19 protein-coding genes and 1 pseudogene are annotated in these 22,915 nt (G+C 55.4%); 7 read left to right on the top strand and 13 right to left on the bottom strand.

All coding sequences use genetic code 11. The features are described from left to right. Positions 1 to 350: 350 nt before the first annotated feature. From ACR0FG_RS14170 to ACR0FG_RS14205, 8 genes are all read right to left on the bottom strand, one after another. Positions 351 to 1,856, bottom strand: coding sequence for a M81 family metallopeptidase (locus ACR0FG_RS14170; RefSeq protein ID WP_480893637.1), 1,506 nt, complete (start codon positions 1,854 to 1,856; stop codon positions 351 to 353). Positions 1,857 to 2,051: 195 nt separating this feature from the next. Then, positions 2,052 to 3,047, bottom strand: a complete 996-nt coding sequence (locus ACR0FG_RS14175; RefSeq protein WP_480893638.1) for an ABC transporter ATP-binding protein — start codon at positions 3,045 to 3,047, stop codon at positions 2,052 to 2,054. Then, complete coding sequence (locus tag ACR0FG_RS14180; protein WP_480893639.1) at positions 3,044 to 4,039, bottom strand: ABC transporter ATP-binding protein; 996 nt, start codon at positions 4,037 to 4,039, stop codon at positions 3,044 to 3,046. Before ACR0FG_RS14180 ends, ACR0FG_RS14175 begins: the two co-directional genes overlap by 4 nt. Next, positions 4,036 to 5,163 (bottom strand): ABC transporter permease, encoded by a 1,128-nt coding sequence (locus ACR0FG_RS14185; protein ID WP_480893640.1) that lies wholly within the window; start codon positions 5,161 to 5,163, stop codon positions 4,036 to 4,038. Before ACR0FG_RS14185 ends, ACR0FG_RS14180 begins: the two co-directional genes overlap by 4 nt. 4 nt (positions 5,164 to 5,167) lie before the next feature. Beyond that, positions 5,168 to 6,172, bottom strand: a complete 1,005-nt coding sequence (locus tag ACR0FG_RS14190) for an ABC transporter permease (RefSeq protein WP_170715086.1) — start codon at positions 6,170 to 6,172, stop codon at positions 5,168 to 5,170. 67 nt (positions 6,173 to 6,239) lie between these two features. Then, entirely contained in the window at positions 6,240 to 8,279 is a 2,040-nt protein-coding gene (locus ACR0FG_RS14195) for an ABC transporter substrate-binding protein (protein ID WP_480893641.1), read from the bottom strand. A gap of 389 nt (positions 8,280 to 8,668) precedes the next feature. Beyond that, complete coding sequence (locus ACR0FG_RS14200) at positions 8,669 to 10,198, bottom strand: alkaline phosphatase family protein (RefSeq protein WP_480893642.1); 1,530 nt, start codon at positions 10,196 to 10,198, stop codon at positions 8,669 to 8,671. A gap of 199 nt (positions 10,199 to 10,397) precedes the next feature. After that, positions 10,398 to 11,081, bottom strand: a complete 684-nt coding sequence (locus tag ACR0FG_RS14205) for an IS6 family transposase (protein ID WP_480893643.1) — start codon at positions 11,079 to 11,081, stop codon at positions 10,398 to 10,400. Positions 11,082 to 11,286: 205 nt separating this feature from the next. Between ACR0FG_RS14205 and cuyA the strand changes: the two genes are divergently transcribed. The 6 genes from cuyA to ACR0FG_RS14235 all read left to right on the top strand — a co-directional run bounded on the left by cuyA (position 11,287) and on the right by ACR0FG_RS14235 (position 16,998). Next, positions 11,287 to 12,309, top strand: coding sequence for a D-cysteate sulfo-lyase (gene cuyA / locus ACR0FG_RS14210; RefSeq protein ID WP_480893644.1), 1,023 nt, complete (start codon positions 11,287 to 11,289; stop codon positions 12,307 to 12,309). A gap of 1 nt (position 12,310) precedes the next feature. Continuing rightward, the gene (locus tag ACR0FG_RS14215; RefSeq protein WP_480893645.1) at positions 12,311 to 13,519 is read left to right on the top strand and encodes a DegT/DnrJ/EryC1/StrS family aminotransferase; all 1,209 of its coding nucleotides are present in this window, start codon (positions 12,311 to 12,313) and stop codon (positions 13,517 to 13,519) included. Continuing rightward, positions 13,516 to 14,238, top strand: a complete 723-nt coding sequence (gene cuyB, locus ACR0FG_RS14220; RefSeq protein ID WP_480893646.1) for a cysteate racemase — start codon at positions 13,516 to 13,518, stop codon at positions 14,236 to 14,238. Before ACR0FG_RS14215 ends, cuyB begins: the two co-directional genes overlap by 4 nt. Before the next feature lie 85 nt (positions 14,239 to 14,323). Then, positions 14,324 to 15,622 (top strand): histidinol dehydrogenase, encoded by a 1,299-nt coding sequence (gene hisD / locus ACR0FG_RS14225; RefSeq protein ID WP_480893647.1) that lies wholly within the window; start codon positions 14,324 to 14,326, stop codon positions 15,620 to 15,622. A gap of 79 nt (positions 15,623 to 15,701) precedes the next feature. After that, positions 15,702 to 16,631 (top strand): YeiH family protein, encoded by a 930-nt coding sequence (locus ACR0FG_RS14230; RefSeq protein ID WP_480893648.1) that lies wholly within the window; start codon positions 15,702 to 15,704, stop codon positions 16,629 to 16,631. Between the two features lie 10 nt (positions 16,632 to 16,641). Beyond that, a complete protein-coding gene (locus tag ACR0FG_RS14235; protein WP_480893649.1) occupies positions 16,642 to 16,998 on the top strand; it encodes a RidA family protein in 357 nt (118 codons plus the stop codon). Positions 16,999 to 17,056: 58 nt separating this feature from the next. Here the strand turns inward: ACR0FG_RS14235 and ACR0FG_RS14240 are convergent, their stop codons facing one another. From ACR0FG_RS14240 to ACR0FG_RS14255, 4 genes are all read right to left on the bottom strand, one after another. Beyond that, a complete protein-coding gene (locus ACR0FG_RS14240; protein WP_480893650.1) occupies positions 17,057 to 17,545 on the bottom strand; it encodes a universal stress protein in 489 nt (162 codons plus the stop codon). A 19-nt stretch (positions 17,546 to 17,564) separates the two neighbouring features. Then, positions 17,565 to 18,905: a TRAP transporter large permease gene (locus tag ACR0FG_RS14245; protein ID WP_480893651.1), complete on the bottom strand. Its 1,341-nt coding sequence runs from the start codon at positions 18,903 to 18,905 to the stop codon at positions 17,565 to 17,567. After that, entirely contained in the window at positions 18,905 to 19,468 is a 564-nt protein-coding gene (locus tag ACR0FG_RS14250; protein ID WP_480893652.1) for a TRAP transporter small permease, read from the bottom strand. Before ACR0FG_RS14250 ends, ACR0FG_RS14245 begins: the two co-directional genes overlap by 1 nt. Before the next feature lie 65 nt (positions 19,469 to 19,533). Further along, complete coding sequence (locus ACR0FG_RS14255) at positions 19,534 to 20,553, bottom strand: TRAP transporter substrate-binding protein (RefSeq protein WP_480893653.1); 1,020 nt, start codon at positions 20,551 to 20,553, stop codon at positions 19,534 to 19,536. A gap of 204 nt (positions 20,554 to 20,757) precedes the next feature. On the opposite strand from ACR0FG_RS14255, the gene ACR0FG_RS14260 reads away from it, so the two are divergent. Continuing rightward, positions 20,758 to 21,669 (top strand): LysR family transcriptional regulator, encoded by a 912-nt coding sequence (locus tag ACR0FG_RS14260; protein ID WP_480893654.1) that lies wholly within the window; start codon positions 20,758 to 20,760, stop codon positions 21,667 to 21,669. 126 nt (positions 21,670 to 21,795) lie between these two features. Here ACR0FG_RS14260 and ACR0FG_RS14265 read toward each other — a convergent pair. Continuing rightward, positions 21,796 to 22,083 (bottom strand): annotated as a pseudogene (locus ACR0FG_RS14265) (transposase); the annotation flags it as partial. Positions 22,084 to 22,915: the final 832 nt, after the last annotated feature.

The following is a 22,915-nucleotide window of genomic DNA, read 5'->3' on the forward strand; positions in this document are numbered from 1 at the left end:
CAATCTTGCAAGGATTATCTGCGGCGCACATTTGATTATGTTCATTGCGCCCGGTCGACTTTTCCGGCAGCGCAGGTACCCTCTCATCCAAATCCTGTTTCTAACCCATCCGAATGATCTTCGGCATCGCTCAAAACAAATTTTGCGTGGCTTTTCACGATCACAAGGTTTCATCCGCACTGCGATCGTCGGCAATGCAGTGTGCGGTCGCGGCATTTCTGAGTTTGGCGCAGTGAACATTTAGCGCCGAAGCAAGGTTGGCTGTCGTGCAAGATCTTACTTGCGCACCGATGACGACGAAAACCCGGGTTCGGATCATGCACAAGCATAAACCCCACGGATATGGGGCGCTAGGCAGCCTCCCACAGATTACGCGAGGAGTCGAAAGTCACATCGTCGTCCAGTGGCACAATCGGTCTGGGCGTGTGCGACAGATCGAGGCGTGACAGGACCGGCGTGGTCAGGCCGGGGCCGTCAACCTCGATCACACGTTCGGGGGGAAAGAACTCGTCAAAGCCCGCGCGGAAATGGCCGCGCGATTTTACCACGATGGTGCTAAAGGTGTCGATATCCAGTCCGAACCGCTCAACAAAGGCAGGCTCGCACAATTGCCGGCGGATGGTCGAGACGATCACCCGAACCCCTCCGCAGTCCAACAACACGCATGGCCCCAGATTTTGCTGCCCGCCCGCGTATAGCCCACGGCGGCAAGCGATGGGGCCGTCAATGGTTTTCAGAACTCGCGCACGGGTGGTCAAGTGGCCCGAACTGGGCTCCGTCTCGGACCGGTTGAACCGGGCCTCGAATTCGGCCCCTTCGCCCAGTTCTGTGGCCTCGGCGGCCAGTTCCGGGTCGTAGACCATGCCGACCAACGCATTTGGAACCTGCGCGTCCAGCATCGCCTGCAACAGCGCCAGCGTGTTGCCACGCCCACCACCGCCGGGATTGTCGGCCACATCGCCATAGATCAGCGGTTCGGGGCTGTCTGCCATCAGCGCCACTGCATCTTCGATTGAGGTCAGCGCTGTCCGGAATTCATCCCGTGCCGCCCAGAACTGCGCGGCGATGTCCTGAGCGGTCGCCCGCGCGCTGTCGGGATCCGAGGCGGTGACTGTGACATTGACACCCGCCTTGGTGGAATCACCCACCGAAAAGCCGGAACAGAGCGACACGTTCCAGACCGGCCCGGTCGCCGCCGCTACCGCCCGGTCCATCAGCCGTCCGTATGGGCCGCGATCAGTCCCCAGCGTGGTCGAGGGCGGGATGAACGGCAAACGGACCAGGGCGCGATGGGTTTTCTCACCCGCCATCAGGCGTTTCAGCGCGCGCGCGGCCTCTTGCCCGCGTTCATATTGATCGACATGGGGGTTGGTGCGGTAGGCGGCCAGAAAATCCGCGCCTTCGATCATCGCGGGGCTGACATGTCCGTGCAGGTCCAGCGTGGTAACGATGGGCACATCCGGTCCCACCACAGCGCGAATACAGGCGATCAGGGTACCGTCAGGGTCTTCGTCATCGGTGGAAATACAGGCCCCGTGCGCATCCAGATAAACGCCATCCACATCCGAAGGCAGATGGATGCGGACCGCGTCAAGCAGCGATTGAAAGAACGGTCCGTCGATCATGCCCCCTGCGCCCGCCGAGGCGGCAAAGACCGGCACCGGGGTCATCTCACCGAACTCAGCAATGAACCCGCGCGTTCCGCCCGAAGCGCGGGACAGGGTCTGGCCGATCGCTGCGGCATAATCCGGCCCGATCATCAAACGCTGCGCGGCAAATTCCTCGCGCGTTGTCACGGGCGCGGCGCGGTTGCTTTCTAGGTGAAAGTGAATAAGGGCAATTCGGGGTATGGTCATCCGCTCAGCTCCAGTTTGGGCATCGCATCCAGCAGGCTGCGGGCATAGTCGTGCTACGGGGCCGAAACGATCTGATCGGATCCCCCGATCTTGCAGATCGCACCGTCTCGCACCACAATTATGCGGTCGCACATTTGCCGCCCGACCGCAACCGGTATGGTTTGAGACCGCCCAATCTAAGAGTTGCCTGACCCGTTACAACTCCATCAACTCGCGCCAGCGGTGGCACAGGACCAGATGGGTGTCATCTTCGTGCTCAAGTTCCGGTTCTTCCTGACGGCAGAGATCGACCGCGTGGGGGCAGCGCGTGTTGAACTTGCACCCGGACGGAGGGTTGGTGGGCGAAGGTATCTCACCTTCCAGCTTCTGCGCGCCATTCTGATCATCCGGGTCAAGCGACGGGATCGCCGAAAACAGCGCCTTAGTATAGGGGTGGCGCGGGGCGTTGAACAATTGCCGCGTTGGGGCACTTTCGACGATACGGCCCAGATACATGACGGCCACATGATCGCAGGTATGGGCGACCACGCTCAGATCGTGGCTAATGAACATGAAGGTCAGGCCCAGCTCGTCCTGAAGGCTTTTGAGCAGGTTCAGAATGTCGGCCTGGATCGAGACATCCAGGGCGGCAACGGATTCGTCGGCCACGACGAATTTTGGACCCGATACCAGCGCGCGCGCGATCGAGATGCGTTGGCGCTGTCCGCCCGAAAACGCGTGGGGGAACCGGCGAAGGTGTTCAAGGTTCAACCGGCATTTCGCCGCGATCTCGCGTACGCGGGCATCGGTTTCTTCGCGGGTTTTGGTCAGGCCCATCACCTCAAGCGGTTCTGCGATGATATCCCGCACGGTCATACGCGGGCTCAGCGCGGCGTAAGGGTCCTGAAAGATCAGCTGCGCGCGGCGGCGGTATTCTTTCAGGTCGGCAGGCTTCATCTCGGCCAGATCATACTGCACATCACCATCGTCATAGGCCGCATGACCACCGGTGATGGGGACTGCATTAAGCAGCGCGCGGCCCAGCGTCGTCTTGCCAGAACCGGATTCACCTACGATGCCAAAGAACGTGCCTTTGGGGATATCCAGTGTGATATGGTCAACGGCTTTCAGAATCTGCTTGTTGAAGATCTTGCCGCCAACCTGAAACCCGACCGAGAGGTCCTGAGTGCTGATCAGGGGTTTCTCACTCATGCTGTGGTTCCTTCGGTGCAAAGATGGCAGGCGGCGCGGTGATCTGGGCCAACATCGCTCCAATCGGGGACTTGGGTTTTGCAGATATCCCCGATGATTTTCTCACAGCGTGTGTGGAACACGCAGCCCTCGGGCCGTTCAAGGGGCGAGGGAATGTCGCCGGGCACCGGTTTGAGAGGCTTATCCAGATCATCCAGCTGCGGCAGCGCGTCAATCAGCCCCTGCGTGTATGGATGGGTCGGGGCATGGATTACCTCGCGTACCGGACCTTGTTCGATGATGCGGCCCAGATACATCACAGCAACTTTGTCAGCCGTCTGGGCCACCACGCCAAGGTCATGGGTGATGAAGATGATGCCCATGCCAAACTCGGCCACCAGATCTTTCATCAGATCGATAACCTGCGCCTGAATTGTAACGTCCAGCGCGGTGGTCGGTTCATCGGCGATCAGCAGCTTCGGCTTGGTTGACAGGGCCATTGCAATCATCGCCCGCTGGCGCATCCCGCCTGACAGTTCAAAAGCGAATTGTCCGAACCGCGTGGCCGCGTCCGAGATACCGACACGGTCCAGCATTTCTATCGACAGCTCTTTGGCCTGCCGCTTGCTCATATCCGTATGGATCAGCAATTGCTCGACCATCTGGCTGCCGATGGTCATGGCAGGCGCAAAGCTGGCCATGGGTTCCTGAAATATCATGCTGACGGCACCGCCGCGCACGACCTCCATGTCGCGGGCGCGTTTAAGCGACATGACATCGACCGGGCCGGTCTCAAGATGCAGGTTGATCCGGGTCTCGGGCGCATAAACGGTGTTGTTGGCATTCAGCTTCATCAGCGATTTCGCCGTCACCGACTTACCCGAGCCGCTTTCGCCCACCAGCCCCATCACCTCACCGGGGGCGAGCGAAAAGGACACGTTGTCGACAGCGGTGATCAGCCCCTCGTCCGTCTTGAACTGGACGGTTAGATTTTCAACGTCGAGCAGGCTCATTTCTTGGACTCCGAATAGGGGTCTGCCGCATCGCGTAACCCGTCGCCGACAAATACAAACGCCATCACCAGTGCGATGAAGAACAGCACGGGGATGAAATACCACTGATAATTCAGCAAAACATCGGCCTTGGTCACGTTCTGCAGCATCACACCCAGACTGTTGACCGGATCCTTTAACCCCAGCCCGATAAAGCTGAGCGCCGTCTCGCTCAGCACCACATAAGGAAAGGTAATCACCAGATCGACGATGATATAACTGGTAAAACTGGGCAGCAGGTGTTTGCGGATGATGTGGCTGGGCGAGGCGCCGCAAAGCTGGGCCGCCAGCACATATTCCTGATTGCGCTCGGTCAGCAGATGAGTCCTCACGCGGCGGGCCAGCGTGGGCCAGCCTACAAGGCCCAGTATGGCCGTGATCACAAAGAACCGGGTCTCGGCCGACCATTCCGGGGGGATAAAGGCGGCAATGGCCATGAATAACGGGATCGACGGTATGGTCCGCACTGCATCCGTGATCATCTGGATCACGCTGTCGATCATGCCGCCATAATATCCGGCGACCCCTCCGATCGCGAGTGCCAGAACGAACGAGATCAAAACCCCCAACGTCCCCACCTGAAGCGAGGTCCACACCGCATGCAGGGTACGGCTGAAGATATCCTTGCCCGCCGCATCGGTGCCAAACAGGTGGATGTAGCCGGTTTCAGTGCCAAACAGATGGATATCGCCGGGGACAAAGCCAAACAGCTTATACTTGTCGCCCTTCACGAAGAACTGCACATAGCGGCGTTCATCTTCGTTCACCGTCTCGACCCAGCGGAAATTGGTCGCAAGCGACCTTTCACGGGTTACGCCGTGCAGGAAAGGCCGCAGCGAGCAGCCGTTCTTATCGCAAAATTGCGGGATCTGCGGTGCGCCGTTCAGATAGTCCTTGTCGCGCCCTGCGGCAGTGGGGTCATAGGGTGACAAGAACGGGGCAAAGATGCCCGACAGGATCAGCACCGCCAGCACCGTAGCAGCGATCATCGCGGACCTTTGTTTCTTGAACCGCGCCCAGATCAGTTGCCGTTGGGACGCGGTGAAATAGGCCTCTTTTGCCTGTTGTTTTGTCATCGCTGTCATCGGCTTACCTCAGAATGCTCTTGCGGACGCGCGGATCGAGAACCGCAAGCAGGATATCGGTGGCGAAGTTCAAGGTGACGATCGATGCTGTCAGCAGAAAGATAATCGCCCCAGCAAGCTGCTGATCGTTTGACCGCGCCAGCGCGTCCAGCAGCAGCGACCCCGCCTCGGTCAGGGTCAGGATCAGCGCCACAATCGGCAGTTCGTTGAAAATGCGATTCAGGTCGAACCCCAGCGAGTTCACAATAGGCCCCAAGGCATGACGCGCCGGATAGCGCCACAGCAGACGGCGGCCATAAATGCCACGTGCAGCCGCAGCGGTCACATACAGCTTGCCAATCTCGTCAGACATCAGCGCACGTACGGTTTGCAGCGCAAAAGCGGTCGCTGACCAGCCCAGAATAAACACCGGCAGCCAGGCATGTTTCAGCAAATCGACAAACTTTGCCCAGGACCAGGGTGCATTTTTGTATTCAGGCGAAAACAGCCCGGTCAGCGTTTCGCCGAAATAGACGGTCGAAAATAGCATCACCATCAACGCCAGCAAGAAGTTCGGCATCGCCAGACCCAGATAGCTGACGATCCGAAGGGTGTTGTTCAGTACCGCATTACGCGAGGCAGCCGAGATGATCCCAACAGGAATCGCAATCGCATAGGCCAGCGTGAGCGCGCCCAGACAAATCCACAGCGAGACCCAGAACTTGTCACCCAGCAACTGCGCGATATTGACCCGAAGGATACAGCTGTCGCCAAAATCACCGCGAAAGGCCCCGGCCAACCAACTGGCCCAGCGTTCCAGAAACGGTCGATCCAGACCCAGCCGGATACGTTCGCTTTGAATGTCGGCCAGCGTGATCGCCTGACCTTGCGTATTTTTATAGGCGAGATAGCGCTCGGCGCAGTCGCCCGGCACTAGTTCCATCAACGAGAACACGATCAGGGAAACGATCACCAATGTGATCAGCGCCATGACCGCCCGGGTCGCGGCAAATCGGGCGAATTGTAGCATGAGGGTCCTTCAGAAACAGCATGAAGACGGGCGTCACCGCCCGCCTTCTGATAGCATTATACCGCGATTATTCGCTCAGCGACCACTGATAGGCGCGGTAAGGATAGGTGCGGTAGAATTCATAAGACGCAGTCTTGAATTCCGGCACATTGCTCAGCTTGGTGCTGAAATAGATCGGCGACGGAGCCGAGATGATGCCGATGAACAACAGATTGCTGGCCAGCGTCTCGACCATGCGCGCACCGATCTCGGCATGTTCGTCCGTGCCAGGGATCGACGCCTGGAAGGCCGCGATGTCATCGATCATGCTCATCGCGTATTCCGGGGGCTCGATACCGGCCGATCCCTCTGATGCAAGCCATTCAGCCCAACCCATTGCCGGACGCAGACCAAAATAGTCGGAATAGGGCGGAACCCACAGGGTGTTGTCACCCAGTGTCGTGCCCGCAGGCCTGCCCACGGTCCAGGTAAGCACATCCAGTGCGTTGGCTGACTGGGCCGAACGGTATTCGTCGGGCGTAACTTCTTTGATGGTGGTGTTGATACCCGCATCAATCCAGTTCTGAGCAATCAGTTCGATCAGAGGTGATGAGACTTCCTGGGTCGAGAATTGCCAATCCAAAACCAGAGGATCACCGTTCGGCATGTCACGGAACCCGTCACCATCGGCATCGACCAGACCCATTTCGTCCAACAACGATTTGGCACGTTCGGGATCGAAGGCAGTCTCATGAGTAATCCATTTCGGGTCGACGAATGCCGGAACAGGCGAGAAGCCGATATGTTGTTGTGGCGTACCGAGTCCGAAGAATACGGTTTCGTTGATCTCATCGCGGTTGATCGCGTTGGACATCGCAGTCCGGAACCGCAGGTCATTGAAGACATCGCGAACCGCTTCGTCTTCATGGGTCAGGTTGAAGGCAACGGCCGGCATCGCAACGGTTGGTTTGACTTCGATGCGATATCCGCCGGCTTCTTGCCCCTCAAGAAGAACCGGGGCCGACGGAAGGCCAACCGATTGCGCCTTGTACGTGACCTCGCCATTCAGCAGCTTCAGCACTCGAACTTCTTCGTCGCTGATATACACCTCGTCCTGCTCGTTGATATAGGGCAGCTGGTTGCCTGCCGTATCAACTGCAAAGAAATAGGGGTTCGCAACCAGATGGCGGCCTTCGGCAGTTTCCTCGACGATGATATGGCTTTCCAGCGTCGGAACTGTGTGCTTGGGCAGATTGGCAAGCTTATCACCAGCCGTCAGCATCGGCGACGGTGTATCGGTCCAGTCCGAGTTACCATAGTATGCCTTGATCAGATCATAGCCGTTTTCATATCCCAACGCCTGGGCTTTGGCATCGGCATCATCGCTGATTTCGGGGTGGAACTGTCCCAGGAAATGCACCGGCTGATAGGGCTGCACATACTGAACCGCAAAGGTCTCAATCAATCCCGGCTTTGGGGCTTTCATGTTGAACTGAACGGTCTTTTCGTCCAGCGCAACAACCTCCATTGGCTGCTCACCCGCCAGAGCATAGCCTTTTGGCTCTGCAATGACCTTCGGATCCATCATCAGATTGTTGTACCAAAACACAACATCTGCAGACGTGAACGGTGCGCCATCCGACCATTTGTGACCTTCACGAAGCGTGACAGTCAGCTGGTCAAACGTGTCGTTCCATTCATAGGATTTTGCGACATGCGGCACGATGGTCTGCAAATCGTCAACATAGCGGACGAGACCGGTGTGGCGGGTCGAAAGGAAGTCCGAGGTGCCCGATTCAGTGGCATTCGACAGCGCATTGAATTGCCCCCCATACTGGCCGATCGCCTCATAGGGGACCACAACCAGCGGTTCATTGGGCAGACGGTCTGCGACAGGACGCAGGTCTCCGTTGCCCGCAATGCGTGCATTCAAGTCAGAGATAGCAGGGTTCTCGGAAAAGCCCAGCTCGCAGCCCGCGGCGGACTGAAACTCTGCAAGCTCGTACTGCTGGGGATGCGCGCCTGCAGCAACGCCTTGCGATTCAGCCACGGTCACCGCCGGACATGCCGCAAACGCGGCGCCGGGCAGCACGATCGCTGCGACGCCGGATAGAAGAAGTCTTTTCATCTTGGAACCCTCTTGGTTTTTCTAAGTCTTCGAAACGCCGATGCCGGCCGGGCGGCAGGCATCGGGCGCGATTCTTGGCTGAATCGTCGTGCGGATCGTGCAATCGATGTTGGGGACGCAAAAGCAGTTGTACTCCGCCGTAAAGGCAGATCGATACTGGTCAATCGTCTTTCCCCATCCAGTACCAAAGTGTTGGCAACACTGTCATTCACTTTGGTCGTCGTCATAGTGCCCGCAAGTTCAGGTCTTTCTTCAATTCAGCAAAAGACCAAAAAGATGTGACAGTTTTTTGATGGTTTTGTCACCAAAAATCTTTTTTGGATAAAAACTAAGCCGTGACACACGTGCACATTGCCTTTCTTACCGACCCGCCGCCTGATCCACCCGCACTAGAAATAGCGCGGCCGCGACTTCGGGCCTTCGGCTGTGATCGAATCAAGCGACAGGGTGTGGTCGGCATTGCGCATCCGATGGCGCAGCATCTGGCGGCACAATCGGGCCAGATCAGCAGCAAACTCTGGTTTGTCGGCGACGTTCTCGTACTCGCCCTGCCCCTCGCGATCAAACAGTAATGGCGGCAGATCGGCGGCGAACTCGACCAGCGTGAAACGCGCGTCGCGCAGGATACAAAGGCACGAGTCGCTATTGCCCGTCCCCAGCCTTTCCTGCCAAAGCGAGGGCTTTTCGGGTTCCGAGAAGTCCAGCTCACTGAACGTATAGCTGCGCCAATCCCCGGGCGCCTCACCGCGGATCAGTGGCAGCAACGAGCGGCCATCCATCGAGTTCGGCGCGGTCTGGCCGACCCAGTCGAGGATCGTGGGCGCAATGTCGATGGATTCGGTCGGAACCGAGATCGCCCTACCCTGCCCGTCCCCCGGCACGCGGATCATCAGTGGCGTTTGGTAAGCGGCGTCATAGACCGACATCTTGCCCCAGGAGTGTCGGTCGCCCAGCATTTCACCATGATCGGCGGTGATCACTACAAGAGTTTTGTCATAAAGCCCGCTGTCCTTGAGGTATTGGATAACCCGCCCGATGTGATGATCCACCTCGGTCGCCAATCCAAGATAGATCGCACGCAGGGTCTGGATGGTTTCCGTGGTGGGCGCGATCTCATCGAACCCGACCACGGTGCCGCGCAGCGCGTTCTTGTCGATCAGAGGGCCAAAGAACGGGTGCACCGTGCGTTCATCCTCTGCCGATTGCAGCGTGCTTGGCAGCGGCAACTGCGCGGGGTCATACATCCGGTTATAGGGTGCGGGTGCGACAAGCGGCGGGTGCGGTCGAATATAGGTCAGATGCGCAAACCAGTCGCTGTCGGTATAGGCGGCGATGCTGTGCAGGAATCTGTCGGTCAGAAACGCAGTATCGCTGTCCTCGGCCCGATACAGCGCCGGATCATCCAACCGCGGTGCACCGCCATCGGGCGACATGGGCTTGTAGACGTCCATGTATGCATCGAACGCATAGCCCTTTTGTAGCAAATGCGACCGCCAGGGATAGGATTCCTCCAGCCGCATCTCGACCACTTCATGAAATCCGGTCATCGGCTGCTCATAGCTCTTGACGCTGGGATCGTCAGGGTGGTGTACGCGCGGGTCGGCTGAGGTATCGGTATAGCCGTAAAGCATTGGCAGGTACCCAGCCTTTCGCATTTCGGTGGCGATGTTGGGCGTATCATGGCGCAGCGGGGTGCCATTGCGGACAGACCGATGGTTCATGGCATAGCGCCCGGTCAGCATCGAAGCTCTTGACGGACCGCAAGGGTTGGTGACTGAGAAATGGTTTTGAAAACTGGTCGCCTCACCCATGAAGGCGCGCAGGTTGGGCATGTCGACATGGGCCGCCAGCGCCCCGCTCAGACAATCCGCACGCAATTGATCAATGGTAATAAACAGAACGTTGCCGGATCGCCCCACAGTGCTAACCCCCTTGTCATTTGGCCTTTGACGGACTGTGTCCAGCTTTGCGTTTCCGTGCAACCGGTTTCGAGCCAACCGTTCTCGATGCGCGACCGTCAAGACATGAGCATTCTCGCCCAAATTCCCAACGCCGTGACTTTGAGGGTTGTGTCGCAAACAATTGGGACGGCCAAGGTCGGCAGCTTACTGGATACACCTATCCTGCGATCTCGGCGAATAGCTGGAAGCCAGACGTCGTATTGCTAGGGAATTGCCGCTTCCGGATCATGTTGGCGACTTCAATGCCGCCCAAAGTAGCTGACGCGGATCTGAACGATTTGAACCCACACATGTGCCGTACTCGACGCTTTATAAATCGATGATCCTTTTCGATCAGGCTATTCAGATACTTGAACCTGACCGTTTGGATTTTGGCTGGGCAGCCAAACCGATTGAGGATTTTGTTCACCTCTCGATTGCCCGCCGCGTTGGCGCCGCTTTTGTCTATGACAATCTTGCTCGGGATGCCATTTGAAGACAGCGCTTTGCCAAAGAACCGTGCTGCTGCTGGACGGTTCCTACGCTCAGTCAGCATGAAATCAAGAGTATTCCCAGCTTTATCGACGGCCCGATAGAGGTACATCCATTTGCCACGAACACGAATATAGGTCTCGTCCATGCGCCAGGGGCTTAGCGTTGGGTGTTTCTTCGATTGCGCACGCGCTGCGGCGATCGGTGAGTATTTCACGACCCACCTATTCAATGTGGCATGGTCAACTCGCGCACCGCGCTCAGCCATGATTTCCTTCAAGTCACGATAGGACACCATGTTCCGTAAATAGAAGTAAACAGCGTACAAAACTGCATCCCTGAGGAAATGACAGTCCTTTAACGAGATCATGCTCAAACAACCTGTTCGAAATTTTTCGACCAGTACAAACCTCAGATCACGCAGGCTCGTAAACTAGATCCCATAGTTTGCGACACATCCCTAGAACGTACTGGCACGGATCGAATTGCAATACTGTCAACTTACAGCAATTATTTCGAATTTGACCACGCAACTGAAGGCTCGATAATTACATTTATGCAATTTGGAGATCATCATGCACCTAGCCCGCTACCCTCGTCGTTTCATCGCACATCTCCCGACGCCACTTGAAAAGTTGGAGCGCCTTTCTGCGGAACTTGGCGGGCCCGAAATTTGGATTAAGCGTGATGACTGCACCGGCCTTTCGACAGGAGGCAATAAGACACGCAAGCTAGAATTTTTGATGGCCGAGGCCGAGCTGGCCAATGCAGACGTCGTCATGACGCAAGGCGCCACTCAATCGAACCACGCCCGCCAGACGGCTGCATTTGCAGCAAAAATGGGCATGGATTGCCACATCCTTCTGGAAGACCGAACCGGCTCGAACAACAACAACTATAACAACAACGGCAATGTTCTCTTGGATCACCTACACGGTGCGACCACGGAAAAACTTCCGGGTGGTCTTGATATGAACGCTGAAATGGAGAAGTCCGCCGATCGCCTGCGCGCAACCGGCAAGAAGGTTTACACCATCCCTGGCGGTGGATCGAACGCAACCGGCGCTCTTGGATATGTAAACTGTGCCTACGAGATGCTGGGCCAGTTCAACGATCGCGGCCTGCGTGTCGATCACATTGTACACGCAACCGGCAGCGCCGGAACCCAAGCAGGTCTTATTGTTGGTCTGAAGGCCACCAATGCTCACATCCCGTTGCTGGGAGTTGGTGTGCGTGCGCCTAAAGCCAAGCAGGAAGAAAACGTCTTCAATCTGGCCTGCGCGACAGCAAAAAAACTAAACTGCGCAGGTCTGGTCAAGCGCGAGGACGTTGTTGCAAACACTGATTACGTTGGCGAGGGTTACGGCATCCCGACAGCAAGCGGGCTGGAGGCGATCGCAATGTTTGCTGAATTGGAGTCCATTCTCCTGGATCCGGTTTACTCAGCCAAAGGTGCCGCTGGCCTTATTGATCTTGTCCGCAAAGGGCATTTCAAGAAAGAAGAGCGCGTTGTTTTCTTACATACCGGTGGTTCGGTAGCGCTTTTTGGCTACGATTCGGCGTTCGATTTTCAGAGCCGGTGGAAAAAGGCCGCGTAAGATGCTGCAGCGCTTTGATCGATCATTTACCCAGCAGGCACAACTCCCCGTTAATTCTTTGCGTGCTGCAGATCGTGTCCTAAAGAGCGCTGCACTGCATCGGTATCAATCCGATGCAAACGGTCTCAGTGAAGTCTCCCTTGCTGAGGCCGAATTCGCCGCTTGGCAAGGTTCTCGGTATTGTATTGCCTTAGCTTCAGGAGGGCAGGCAATTCAGCTTGCATTGCGTGCTGCAGGCGTACAGCCCGGCGCACCTGTGCTGACCAATGCATTCACGCTTGCGCCCGTGCCCGGTGCCATCCGAGCAGTGGGTGGGACACCTGTACTTGTCGAGATTACCGAGGATTTGACCATTGACCTGGTTGATCTTGAGGTGAAGACGAGAAACTCTGGCGCTCAGATCCTGCTCTTGTCACACATGCGCGGCCACTTGCCCGATATGGATGCCGTTCAGACGATCGCAGCCGAGACGGGTTTGACCTTGGTCGAGGATTGTGCCCACACGATGGGTGCAACTTGGAGAGGTCAAAAAAGCGGCAACTTTGGAGCCGCTGGGTGTTTTTCAACACAAACTTATAAGCACATGAACTCGGGCGAGGGCGGGTTCATGACCACAGATGATCCGACTCTGGCAGCGCGCGCAGTGATAATGTCGGGATCGTATATGAACTATGAACGGCACGGCGCCGCGCCTGATCCCAGTCATTTCGAAGAGGTTAGATACGATTGGCCTAATATGTCGGCCCGAATGGACAATCTGCGTGCCGCTATTCTTCGGCCCCAGATTGAAGAGCTGGATCAAGCGATTGATGGGTGGTTGAAGCGCTATTCGATCTTGGCAGATGCGCTTGTTGCGATTTCGCCAGATGTCTCATTGCCTGTGTGCCCACCTGCCGCAGTACGTGTTGGCAGTTCGATCCAGTTTCTTGCCCCGTCTCTGACACCTAATGCGTGTCGTAGTCTGGTGATTGATCTGCAGCTGCGCGGTGTCGAAGTGCAGTGGTTTGGTGACGAGGAACCAAAAGGGTTCACCTCGCAGCACAGCCACTGGCACTACCTCGCGCGGCAAGAGCTTCCGAAGACAGACAGAATTCTCAAAACCCTTTTTGATATGCGTGTCCCTCTGAGTTTTTCCGCCGAAGATTGTCAGAAAATCGGCGCGATTTTGTCTGACGTCCTTCAGACATACGTGCGAGGGCAAGCGGCATGACTGAGTGCAAAATTGGCGTTCTGGGCGGAATGGGGCCTGAGGCGACGATCCTTCTTCAATGTCGTCTTGTTCAGTCCGTAGAAGCCCGGGATGACGCCGATCATATTCGGTTGCTGATTGACATGAACCCGCAGGTTCCATCGCGGATTTCCTGGCTGCTTGATGGGGAGGGCGCAGATCCGGCGCCGGTACTGGCTGGCATGGCACGTTCACTTGAAACTGCAGGAGCCGTAGCTCTGGTGATGCCTTGCAACACGGCACACACCTTTGCGCCGGACATTCAGGGCACCACAAACATTCCGTTCATACATATGCCAGAACTGGCCGCAGCGCGTTTTGGAAAACTATTGCCTGTCGGCGCAGCAGTTGGAGTATTGGCTTCGCCCGCGACTCAGAAGATCGGTTTGTTCGACAAAGCCCTAGCGAAGCACGGGTTAAAGACAGTCTTTCCCGATGATGATGCAACCCTATTGAATGCAATCAAACTTATTAAGGCACGCGGTCCTGATCTTGGGTCGATAGCAGCGCTTCAAAAAAGCGCAGACATGCTTGTCGCCGTGGGGGTCGATGCGATCCTTGTTGGTTGCTCTGAGTTTTCGTTGATCGCAGCGGATATCATGGTCGATGTGCCTGTTATCGACACCCTGGACGTATTGGTGGACAACATCGTTCAGTTTTCGGGCGCTCAACAGAAAATCTCGGAACCCTCTCCGCCGTAAACTGCGGTTTGGATGATCTTACGTTTAGTCCCTTTAGATTATGCAAATACCACTGCCCCTCCGGCAACACAGAAGGCAAATTGCAGTGTCACACACCTATCTTAAACGCGCCTCTCAGACAACCGAAGGCGGCTCTGACGACGTCACACCCATCGTCGAGGACTTATTGCAGCAGATAAGAGATGGAGGCGAGGATGCCGTTCGCAAATTGGCGCTGCAGTTCGACAAATGGGACGGCGATATAGTGGTGGCGCCTGAACAGTTCGATGCCGCCGAAGCGTTGGTTCCGGATCAGGTCAAGCGGGACATTCAGTTCGCTCACGCCAACATTCGAAAATTTGCCGAAGCGCAACTGTCCACCATAAGTGATTGCACTGTTGAGATTGTCCCGGGGTTTATCGCCGGGCAAAGGCAGATCCCGATCGAAGCGGCCGGCTGTTACGTTCCTGGCGGGCGCTATAGCCACTTAGCCAGCGCGATCATGACAGTTACAACCGCTAAAGTGGCTGGGGTAAGGCATATTACGGCTGTTTCGCCGCCTCGGCGTGGCGTCGGAATCCCTCCAGCAATTCTTTATGCGCTGAAGCTGTGCGGTGCTGACACGGTTCTAAATCTCGGTGGCGTTCAGGGCGTCGCGGCTATGGCCGAAGGTTTGTTCGACACACCAAAGGCCGCCATCCTCGTTGGTCCGGGCAATCAGTTTGTAGCGGAAGCCAAACGCATTTTGTTCGGTGAAGTCGGCATTGATATGTTTGCTGGCCCAACGGATAGTCTGATCATAGCCGACAGCTCGGCCGACCCTGCCCTGGTTGCATCGGACCTGGTTGGTCAGGCAGAGCATGGCTACAACTCGCCTGTTTGGCTGGTGACCGACGACGAAGCTCTGGCGAATTCCGCGGTCAGTCAGGTTCCGCGCCTCATTGCTAAACTGCCTGAGCTGAACCGTGTGAATGCCGAGGCCGCATGGCGTGACTATGCAGAGGTTATCCTGTGTAGTGATCGCGATGAAATGGTCCGTGTGTCAGACCAGTATGCTCCTGAGCATCTGCACGTGCAGGCCCGGGACCTGGATTGGTGGCTGGACAACCTGACCAACTATGGGTCGTTGTTTCTAGGCGAACACACCACTGTGGCGTTCGGCGACAAAACGGCTGGTCCGAACCACGTGCTTCCGACCAGCGGCGCAGCGCGGTATACAGGCGGGCTTTCGGTGCACAAGTTTATCAAAACTGTGACTTGGCAGCGCGCAACAGCTGATGGCATGCGCCCGGTTGCAGAAGCAACAGCGCGAATTTCGCGTCATGAGGGTATGGAAGGCCATGCCCGCACGGCTGATGACCGTCTGCGCAAATACTTCCCGGGTGTGGAGTTCGACCTTGGATGATCGCCATGCGTGGTCGAGGGCCGATCAACTGTTCGGTTGGGCTAGTACCAATCTCCAAATAAGCTACTGGCGCGGCCTGATGGTCGCGTTATTAATTGCCGCCACGGCGACATTCCTGTCTGAGCATTACGGTGCTCCGACCATGTTAATTGCTTTGCTGATCGGCCTTTCCCTTGGGTTTCTTGCAGAAGTGCCCAAGCTAGAAGGAGGACTGAACTTTACCGCTAAGACGGTGCTTCGGCTGGGTGTGGGACTTCTGGGCATCCGACTTGGGTTCGAAGATGTCCAGGCCATAGGCGCAACCTCGATTGTGGCTGTGTTCGGAATGGTTCTGGCAACGCTGGGCTGTGGTGCATTGCTTTCTTTCGCAATTGGCAGGCGGTTTGCCTTTGGCATCTTGTCCGGGGGGGCCGTGGCCGTCTGTGGCGCCTCTGCTGCCCTTGCGTTTTCGTCAGTGCTGCCTGCGCGACCTGACCGGGAAAAAGACACCGTCCTGGTGGTGATCGCGGTCACTGTACTGTCGACCATAGCTATGATTGTCTATCCCATCCTGTTTCAGGGGCTGGGGTTTGATGACACCCAAACCGGTTTTTTGATTGGCGCGACCATCCATGATGTCGCGCAGGTTGTTGGAGCAGGATATTCAGTCAGCGACGAGGCCGGGCTTACGGCAACGCTGACAAAGATGCTGCGTGTGGCTGCGCTTCCGGTGTTAGTCATAACGATACATCTGTGTTTTCACGACAGCCGTGCGGGCCGGTCTCAGTTTCCGTGGTTCCTGATTTTGTTTGCAGCGCTGGCGGTCACGCGGACCGTTGTCGAAATCCCGCAGATCGTGATTTATACTGTCTCTGAATTCGCCCGCTGGATGATGATCGCTGCAATTGGCCTGCGCACCGATCTTGCTGCGGTACTGAGCGTTCGTCCCGTGTTGTTAATTATCCTGCTGGTCGAGACCCTCTTTCTGCTGGGCATGGCACTGGTATTCACAATGAAATTTCTCAACTGAGGTACATGAAATGGTCAGCCAAATCGTGAGGCATCAGGGCACAGGCCGTTTGAGCCGTATCGTCGAGCACAATGGCGTGATTTACCTGTGTGGGCAGGTGGGAAACCGAGGGGAGAGCGTTGCGGATCAAACTCGTACGACCCTTCAAAAGATCGAAGATCTTCTGGGCTCGGTCGGCAGCTGCAAGAGCCGCATTCTGTCGGCGACTATCTGGCTGTCCGACATGCAGGATTTCAATGAAATGAATGCTGTGTGGGATGCCTGGGTCGAGAACGGGCATGAGCCCGCGCGGGCCTGCGGCGAAGCCAAGCTGGCCAGCCCAGAGCTTAAGGTGGAAATTCTGATCGTCGTCGCCGCCGGATCCTGATCCAAACGGCGGAGTACCAAACTGAAATGGGCAGGGTCAGGTGTCTTGCCCAGCCTTCTTAAGCCTGCTGCGGTATAACGAGTGTTGGTATGGTCGAGCGGCGCAGGACGCGTTTCGCCACTGTCCCAAGGAAGGTGTGACCGGTTCTATGTTCGTGTGTGGCCATGACGATCAGGCCGCAATTCAGCGACTTCGCGCGGCTCAGGATCATTTCTGCCGCGTGACCATCCACCAATTCGGCGCTGGCAACCAGCTGATAGGCTGATTTCTCTTCGCCTGAAAGCCCTTCGGCAAATGCCTTCTGGTTCTGCTTCAACAGCTCTTTAAAGGACGCATGGCGCTCATTCAGGGCTTTTTGCCGCGCGTGCTGGTCCTGCATGAACATGTTCAGCGTCACGACTGCGTCTGGCGACAGCGGTTCAGCTACATGCAGGACATGCACCTTGGCATCTAGCTTTTGCGCCAAACCAAGCGCGTGTCGCAGCGCGTTATCTGCACTTTCCGAAAGGTCCGTAGCGACCAAAATGTCATCTGTTTGCGGCAACATTTCTTGATCCTTTGTGCTTTTAGTAACCCATCAACCTGGGGAGCCAGAGCGATATTTCCGGGAAAAACGCGATGATAAAGATCGCGATTGTGTTGATCGCAGCGAAAGGAAGGGCTGCAACTGAAATCCGCTCGATCGATATGTTCGAGATCCCGGAGGCGATAAACAGATTTTCCCCCAGCGGTGGCGTTTGAAAGCCAATACCCAATGTACAGACCATGACAACGCCAAAGTGAATGGGGTCGATGCCCATACTGTAGGCCACCGGCAGCATCACAGGAACAAGGATTAGGATCGTGGCCAAGGTTTCCATGAACATGCCGACAAACAGCAGGAACAAAATTACCAGAGTCCAGATGACGTAGAGGTTGCTTGTTACAGAAAGCATGCCGTCTGCGATGATTGCCGGGATCTGGTTTTCGACCAACAAACGCCCGAATACCGTCGCCGTGAACATGATTAGCAACACACGACCCGTCAGCCATGTGGTTGTTTCAAGCGAGGTGAACAGGCTCGACCAGGTCAGTTCGCGATAGATGAACGCACCGACAACCAAGGTGTAAAAGATTGCTACGATGGCCGCTTCTGTGGGTGTGAAGAACCCGGAATAGATTCCGCCCAGGATCACAATCGGTGCCATCAGCGCCCAAAAACCCCGATACACTTCGCACAGGATCTGACGCGCTGACCAACCCTCTGCCGAGCCTTTGTAGCCCTGCTTTTTTGACAGAATGAAGTTCATGATCAGCAAGCTGCCGGCGATCAGGAAGGCAGGCATAAAGCCAGCAATGAACAGCTTTGGGATCGAAACGGTTTGAAACTGACCATGTTCAGCAACGGCTTCGGGTGGGGCGGGCATGCCAAGTGCCGCGATGCCGAAGATGATTAGGGGAATGGACGGAGGGATCACGATCCCCAGCCCGCCCGAGGACGCAGTGATGGCCGAGGCGAACGGTTTTCCATATCCGCGCTCAATCATTGCAGGGATCATTAACATCCCAACCGCAGCTGTCGTGGCCGGGCCCGAACCCGAGATGGCGCCGAAAAACAGGCAGGCAAAGACCGTTGCGGCGGACATGCCCCCGGTAAATGGCCCGGCAAAACTTTCGGCGACATTGATAAGCCTCCGGGATAGCCCGGAAGCCTCCATTAATGCCCCTGCCAGAATAAAGGCCGGGAGGGCCATTAGAGGAAACGATCCAACTGAAGTATATGCAATCTGCACAAACTTAATTGGGTTTTCGCCCAGATACAGAAACGACAATAGGGTAGATACACCCAATGCCACCGTAATTGGCGCACCAATTACCAGGAGGAATAGAAACCCCCCAAAAAGAATGAAAACAATTTCGCTACCCATCACTTGCTCCCATTCTCGCTAGAGGATTCTTGGTGTTCGGATACGTCCGCGCGCAACTCTTCAAGGTCAATTGCATCGGGATCCCGAAGGTCCTGTTTCAGGACGATTTTCTTGTAATTCACTTGCAGCACTCTGAATGTCATCAGAGAAAACGCAATGGGTAGAACGATGTAGACCCAACTCAGATGGAAACCCAAGGTCTGAGAGGACTGAAACCGATTCATTTTATTGAATATGAAATCAATCGCCAGATAGACGAAGTAGACATTAAAGAAAATCCAAAAGAGATCTGCGATTGCCTCAATATACTTTATGGCAGAGGCAGGAAGGAATTTGAATTGAAAGGTCACCCTGTTATGCGCACCCATTTTGGCGGCATAGCTTGCTCCGAAAAAAACGAACCAAACAAACATGTAAACGGACAATTCTTCAACCCATGAAAATGAGAAGTTAAAGAGCGTCCGTACGATGATCTGAATGAACAATAGACAAACGAAGGCAATCAGCAATGCCCGGCAGATATAGCTTTCAATATTGTCTACGACCTCCCAAAAGCCTTTCATGACACGTCCCCTTTGTTAGCAAAGAGGCACCCGAAGGTGCCTCTCGATATTTTGTGAGCTTGGTCTTATTGGGAAACCGGCTCGCGGCCGATGGCTTCAAGCATGGCGTTCACCTTCTCGATGCCGCCTACGCTGTCGTAGAATTTCGGCCATACAGCCTGTGTTGCCAGTTCGATGAACTCTACTTCGTCATTGGCAGGGTCTACGATTTCCATTCCGTGCTGGTCGACCAGCTGCTGCTGGATCTCTGCTTCCTTGTCGCGCAGGAATTGCGCTGAGGCGGCAGTTGCAGCTTTGGCAGCTTCCAGAACGACTTCCTGATCTTCTGCTGACAGTTCTTGGAAGACTTGCTCGGACACGATCAGCGGCTCGATCAGGAACAGGTAACGCAGGTTGGTCGCATATTTCTGGATTTCGTAGAATTTCATCGCGTTGATCGTGATGTAGGGCGTGTCCTGGCCATCGACGACCTGTGTCTGAAGCCCAGCGAACGTCTCGGACCATGCCATCGGTGTCGGGCTGATGCCCCAGGATTTGTAGGTGTCGATCATGATTTCGTTCTTGGGAACGCGAATGACCAGACCTTGCAGATCTTCAACAGTCCGCACCGGCTTCTGAGAGTTCGTCAGGCGGCGGAATCCGGCGTAAGTCCAGCCGATAATGCGCACACCTGCGTCTTCGATGGTTGCTTGTACCAGCTCTTCACCGATTGGACCCTGAGTCAGGGTTTCTGCGTCTTCCAGGCTGAGCATTGCGTAGGGCAACGACAGAATGCCAACGCGCGGTGAGAAGGGCGTGATGTTGTTGATCGCCAGGATCGACATGTCCAGGGTTCCAATTGCGGCGTCATTTACGGTGTCCTGCTCTGAACCCAGTTGACCATTGAGAAAGAGGGTTGCGGTATGCTTTCCGCCCGAAAGCTCTTCAAGTGCGGCTTTGAAAGCAAGCCCACCGACTTCTTGGGTGCTACCGCCACTGTCGCCAACGGCTACCTTGAAGTTTTTTGCCTGTGCCGGAAGCGCCAACAGCAAGGCGGTCATGCTGGCAGCAGCCGTCATCGAAATCGTTGATTTTAAGTTGCGCATTTTTTTCTCCCTGTGAGGTTTTCTTTTCGGTGCAACAGGCCTGAACTCTGCGTTTTACTGTTGATGCCCGCAGGTGGTTGATCGCGATGACTGAAGTTCAATAAATCGGCAAGTTGCTTAAACCTCAAACTCTCAGGAAATGAATTGAAATCAAGTTCGAAATATGAGCATTAAATTGACAGAATTGCAATTTATGGAGATCCCATGCGCTTAGAATGGATAGAAGACATACTTGCAGTAAACGACACAGGGTCTTTTAATTCTGCGGCGGAAACGCGATTTCTCACGCCATCTGCCTTCACACGTCGCATTCGTGCGATCGAAGGCGCATTAGGATGCGAGCTCTTTGATAGAAGTACCAGACCGATCACTCTCAGAAATCACGTTGTAGATTGTATCCCAGAACTGCGCGATGCGGCTGCAGCCATTAAACGGGCAAAATCGCTGTTATCAGACCCGGATCTAAGCCATCGACTTCGCGTAACCCTGATCTGTCAACATGCTTTGGCCGCGTCGATTGCACCAAAGCTGTTGTCTAATTTTGCCGCGGGTAACAGGACGCACGTCCGCGTGAAGTCAGGCAGAATGAGCCAGTGCATTTTAAGCCTGGTCCAGCGAGACGCCGAGTTCGCCCTCGTGTACCAACCGGTCGAAGAAGAACTGAGCATTGTTCCAGACAATTGTGAGCAAGTATCTTTAGGCCAAGAGATCTTTTTGCCAGTCGGAAAACCAGGTGTTTTTTCCGCTTCCGAAGAGGACGAGATTCCGATTGTTGGGTACCCGAAAAATATCTTTCTGGGAGAGATCCAACAAAGAATGTTTAGGGACAGCTTCCAGTCTACAAGGCCTTTGACTACGGTCGCTGAAACGGGGTTGAGTCTAGCGGTTGTGGAGTTTGTTAGACGTGGTCTCGGTGTCGGTTGGTTGCCGAAATCGATCGTTACACAAGATATTGTCAATGGGAACCTGATCGATCTTAGCGAGCGGCTTCCGAGTTTTACACTCAGCATTGTTTTGCTGAGGCTAGAAGGACCAATGTCTTCTTCCAGCGAAGACTTTTGGAATAATGCAAAAGTGGGAACGGACAACAGTTACAGACACGAAGGCTATACATGAAGCCAAGCTTTCGGTAAAAATTCGCATTTCTCGCTCTTTGAAAACGAATTGGGATCAGCCGTGAAATATGACACTTTAACTTTGCAGTATGAACTCACGTCGAAGCACAATTTCTGATTTGTTATTTTATGTCAGCCTGTTCTGAATTTCCATCAGCTTGCTTTCGAAGACTTCGGCCGGCGTTCGATAGTCGAGGCACTTGCGCGGGGTAGAGTTGAGGCGGTGGCAAATCGACTTCAAAAATCGATTTGTCAGCGCCGTTGGTTCAGTTGATCTCGGCAGACACTTTCGCAGCCTGCTGTTTGTATTCTCGACGGTTCCTTTCTGGTACGGCGCTTGCGGGTCGTAGAACCGCGCGTCCGCACCGATCCCGGCCTTGAGATGTTTCCAAGCCGAGAACTCGGTGCCACAGTCACTCCTCTGACGAAAAGGTCGGTGAGGTTTAGCAATTGTTCGGCGATGGAAGGCTTACGGTCGTTGTGCCATAGATTGGCCTTTGGACACTTGAACCAGCCCCGCGGCGCAAAACGGCTCGTGGCCCATCGCACAAGCGAGCCAATTCTCCCTATGCGGGAGCTTGTTCAGCTTGCAGCGAAAAAGAACGGATGTTCCAACCAATCCAAGGGCACAGAGTCTTCCGGTGGATGAGTGGCCATCACAGGGTGTGCAATTGGGCAACTGCTGGTGTGTAAAACCCCGAACTTTCACCTGATCGAAGCAAAATTCCCAAGAATTGGCGGTGAATGCGTTCGAAACAGCGCCTTTGTTCTCCAGTTTCGGGGTTTTACACACCTGCGTTGATGGCTTCACACAACTGAAACCGATTTGAATTCGATCGCGGTCCAGATACCATGTCCTGATTGTATCTAGGCCACTCCCCACATATCGAAGCCACCGATCCAGTTCTGCAGGTGCAAACTTTATGTCTCGGGGTGTTCTTTGGTTCACCGCTCAGCAAACCGAGTTCCGTTTCGGGCTCCAAGGAAAATTCCTCTGCAAAACAGGCAGAACTATGGGTGACGGGTCACGTGCTTTGACGTGGGCCAGAAGTGGCCCAACGGCCGGGTTAGGCTGGCCCAAACTGGGCCAGGGCCATGTCGACAACATGAAAAAGCATAAAAAACAGGGCGTTAAGGTCGCCGACAGCGAAAAGCGGGCGCAAGCCCGTTTGAACCTTAAAAACAAGGGCTTTGCTCTTGTTTGCAGCTTGCTGCGTGGGGTGTGGAACTACTATGAGGCCCCCGGG

Source organism: Ruegeria sp. E1 (assembly GCF_056534225.1).

What these genes read in the sequence shown, in the direction of transcription:
- cuyB (WP_480893646.1), top strand. Translation starts at nt 13,516, where the DNA reads ATGACTGAGTGCAAAATTGGCGTTCTGGGCGGAATGGGGCCTGAGGCG.
- ACR0FG_RS14170 (WP_480893637.1), bottom strand. Translation starts at nt 1,856, where the DNA reads ATGACCATACCCCGAATTGCCCTTATTCACTTTCACCTAGAAAGCAAC.
- ACR0FG_RS14240 (WP_480893650.1), bottom strand. Translation starts at nt 17,545, where the DNA reads ATGTTGCCGCAAACAGATGACATTTTGGTCGCTACGGACCTTTCGGAA.
- ACR0FG_RS14255 (WP_480893653.1), bottom strand. Translation starts at nt 20,553, where the DNA reads ATGCGCAACTTAAAATCAACGATTTCGATGACGGCTGCTGCCAGCATG.
- ACR0FG_RS14180 (WP_480893639.1), bottom strand. Translation starts at nt 4,039, where the DNA reads ATGAGCCTGCTCGACGTTGAAAATCTAACCGTCCAGTTCAAGACGGAC.
- ACR0FG_RS14250 (WP_480893652.1), bottom strand. Translation starts at nt 19,468, where the DNA reads ATGAAAGGCTTTTGGGAGGTCGTAGACAATATTGAAAGCTATATCTGC.
- ACR0FG_RS14245 (WP_480893651.1), bottom strand. Translation starts at nt 18,905, where the DNA reads ATGGGTAGCGAAATTGTTTTCATTCTTTTTGGGGGGTTTCTATTCCTC.
- ACR0FG_RS14175 (WP_480893638.1), bottom strand. Translation starts at nt 3,047, where the DNA reads ATGAGTGAGAAACCCCTGATCAGCACTCAGGACCTCTCGGTCGGGTTT.
- ACR0FG_RS14190 (WP_170715086.1), bottom strand. Translation starts at nt 6,172, where the DNA reads ATGCTACAATTCGCCCGATTTGCCGCGACCCGGGCGGTCATGGCGCTG.
- ACR0FG_RS14215 (WP_480893645.1), top strand. Translation starts at nt 12,311, where the DNA reads ATGCTGCAGCGCTTTGATCGATCATTTACCCAGCAGGCACAACTCCCC.
- ACR0FG_RS14235 (WP_480893649.1), top strand. Translation starts at nt 16,642, where the DNA reads ATGGTCAGCCAAATCGTGAGGCATCAGGGCACAGGCCGTTTGAGCCGT.
- ACR0FG_RS14185 (WP_480893640.1), bottom strand. Translation starts at nt 5,163, where the DNA reads ATGACAGCGATGACAAAACAACAGGCAAAAGAGGCCTATTTCACCGCG.
- ACR0FG_RS14205 (WP_480893643.1), bottom strand. Translation starts at nt 11,081, where the DNA reads ATGATCTCGTTAAAGGACTGTCATTTCCTCAGGGATGCAGTTTTGTAC.
- ACR0FG_RS14230 (WP_480893648.1), top strand. Translation starts at nt 15,702, where the DNA reads ATGGTCGCGTTATTAATTGCCGCCACGGCGACATTCCTGTCTGAGCAT.
- ACR0FG_RS14260 (WP_480893654.1), top strand. Translation starts at nt 20,758, where the DNA reads ATGCGCTTAGAATGGATAGAAGACATACTTGCAGTAAACGACACAGGG.
- cuyA (WP_480893644.1), top strand. Translation starts at nt 11,287, where the DNA reads ATGCACCTAGCCCGCTACCCTCGTCGTTTCATCGCACATCTCCCGACG.
- ACR0FG_RS14195 (WP_480893641.1), bottom strand. Translation starts at nt 8,279, where the DNA reads ATGAAAAGACTTCTTCTATCCGGCGTCGCAGCGATCGTGCTGCCCGGC.